Annotated in this window: 3 protein-coding genes; all 3 read left to right on the forward strand. The window is 54.2% G+C overall.

What is annotated here, in order from left to right:
• A partial coding sequence (locus ACOSYY_RS13420) for a sigma-54 interaction domain-containing protein (RefSeq protein WP_421663006.1) occupies positions 1-922 on the forward strand: 922 nt, incomplete at its 5' end.
• Positions 923-1,315: 393 nt separating this feature from the next.
• Positions 1,316-1,606, forward strand: a complete 291-nt coding sequence (locus ACOSYY_RS13425) for a tetratricopeptide repeat protein (RefSeq protein WP_421663007.1) — start codon at positions 1,316-1,318, stop codon at positions 1,604-1,606.
• Positions 1,607-1,776: 170 nt separating this feature from the next.
• Positions 1,777-2,698, forward strand: a 922-nt coding sequence (locus ACOSYY_RS13430; RefSeq protein ID WP_421663009.1) for a carboxypeptidase regulatory-like domain-containing protein, incomplete at its 3' end; no start/stop codon positions are given.

A 2,698-nucleotide genomic window follows, 5' to 3' on the forward strand; every position in this document is an offset into this window, starting at 1 on the left:
CGGCGAGAGCGAGGCCATGCAGCAAGTCTATACCTTGGTGGAGATGGTGGCGGACAGCGATGTGACGGTCTTGCTCACCGGGGAAAGCGGAACCGGCAAGGAACTCGTCGCACGCGCGATTCACCATAAGAGCCCGAGGGCCGACGGGCCGTTCATTACCTTGAATTGCGGAGCCTTACCTGAAAATCTCTTCGAGAGCGAGCTATTCGGCTATGAGAAAGGCGCTTTCACCGGCGCCATGTCGACTAAAGTCGGACGGTTTGAACTGGCTGACGGTGGAACGCTGCTGCTGGACGAAGTGGGTGAACTCTCGCTCAAGTCGCAAGTTGATTTCCTCCGTGTGTTGGAGACGAAAGAATTCAGGCGTCTGGGCGGAACGAGACTCATCAAAGTCGATGCGAGAATCATAGCCGCTACCAATCGGAATCTCGATGAAGCGGTCCAACATGGAGACTTTCGAGAAGATCTCTACTATCGGCTCAATGTCGTTCCTATCCGTCTTCCGCCGCTTCGCGATCGGGCGGATGATGTCCCTCTGCTGGTGGATCGATATCTGCGCGAGTCCTGCGCGCAGCATCACCGCGGGCCGAAAGAAATCTCGCGAGACGCCATGCGGCTGTTACGGCTCTATGGGTGGCCTGGAAACGTTCGGCAATTACGAAATCTCATGGAGCGGCTGGTCGTCACGGTGAAGGATGCTACGATTCAACCCTCGCATCTTCCTGAAGAAGTCCAGGTTAGCAAAGACGATGTACGGACCATGGTAATTGCCCTGGGAACACCCATTCAACAAATCGAACGACAAGTCATTGAGCGAACCTTGAAGGAAGTCACGAACCATCGAGAAAATGCCGCCAAGCTGTTGGGCATTAGTCTTAGAACTCTCCAATACAAGATCAAGGAATACGGAATTCGTGACTAATTGCCTTGATCGCATTATCTCCCTATTCGCGAAACAAGATCACAGACTCACGGCGCAAGAAATGCACCCTTAAATCACAGCAGAGTCGGGTAAGCCTGCAATTCTTGCACGGATAATTTTCAGCCGGGGGTCTCAGACCTCAGCCTCTCTCCACTGCCGTTCTAAGCCCGCGATAGATTTCATCATCCCTGGTATCCTGAATTTGTTCAGCAGCGGCATTATCCCTGCAGTAGCTGAAGTACGCGCGAATCAAGCATGGGCTGATAGAGAGCTCCGTCGTGAAATGCATACAGCCGTAAAAACCAACGACAGCAGCCATCATGCCGGTGCTGACTGAGCTTTGCGCAACACCTTTTGAGCAATTGAGAGTGCCAAGAAGTAACGAGTAGGGACATGACCAACAAGAATCGGAACACGCCGGACAGCATGTCGTACACGAGCCGCCAATCGACGCATGATTGGTTCACGCACCTTCAACAACTGTTGGACGCGCTTGTGCTCTGTCCCACGGATATCGCAACACGATGCGAATTGGCTTTGTTGCTCGAACAACTTGGTCAGCACGAAGAGGCGTTGGTCAATTGGAACGCGGTCCTGACTTCCGATTCCAACAATCTCACGGCTCGAGAAGGGGCGAACCGTTGTCGGCAGCGGATGGGACGGCCCCTCCAATCACCTACATAAGTTGAGTTGAACCTTCAACGGAGATGACGAAGCCGATTGTACAATCAGAGACCTTGCGGCCGAGACCATTCTACTCCTGGTGGAGCCGATGCATCGGAAATGAACTCGGCCTTCGTTAGCTTCGCGAAAGGACATGCCTTTCAATCTACTCTCATGATAAGGGGAACGCCATGCGATATTGCGTGAGTACAATGCTCGCCATACTCATCGGAACGGTCTCGCCGGCCTGGTGTTACGAAGTCATTGCGGTATCCGACGGAGGAACGCTCACAGGCACGGTGCGCTTGGAGGGCCAGATCCCGAAGCCAAAGGGTTACAATCTCACCACCTTGCCCGATCCTTACTATTGCGGGCGCATTTCCGATGGGCAAGGCTGGCGCCTTCTTCAACCGTTCAACATCGGGCCAAGCGGCAAGTTCCTAGACGGGGTGGTCTATCGCGAGGAAGTCAAGAAAGGGAAACCCTTTGAGGACGACGGGGTTCCACAGATCGAAGCGAAAGATTGCCTCTTTCTCCCATTCACGACGGTGGTGCGGGACAACAAACCGGTGACGGTCGTCAACATGGACCCGGTCATGCACGACATCCAAGCCTATGAGACGTCACATTTGGGTGCGCGCGTCCTCTTCAACGTCCCGCTTCCGATGAACCCACAACATCCACGAAGCTTCAGAGACCGCGGAGACGCCGCGCTGGACCACAAACACAAGGCCGGAGCGCCGAAAAAAGAATTGGTCATGCTCAGCAAAGACCGCCGGGTCTTCGTCATGCAATGCGGCTTCCACGCCTACATGGAGAGCTGGGGTCTGGCCGTCAGCAATCCCTACTTCGCCAAGACGGATGAGCAGGGCCGTTTCACGATCACCGATGTGCCGCCCGGCACCTACAAGCTGGTGGTGTGGCATCCCTATATCCGAACAGTCAATGAACAATCCGTCACGGTTGGACCGAAAGGAACCATGGAAGAAGACTTCGCGTTCTTGGCGCCGACTGGGCTGCTTTACGTCAATGAAGCACTAGAACACGACTATATGCAATATAGCGTGACGGAGGAACAGAAGAAAGAGATTGAGCCGATGGTCCACATACAGG

The sequence above is a fragment of the Nitrospira sp. BLG_2 genome (assembly GCF_049222245.1).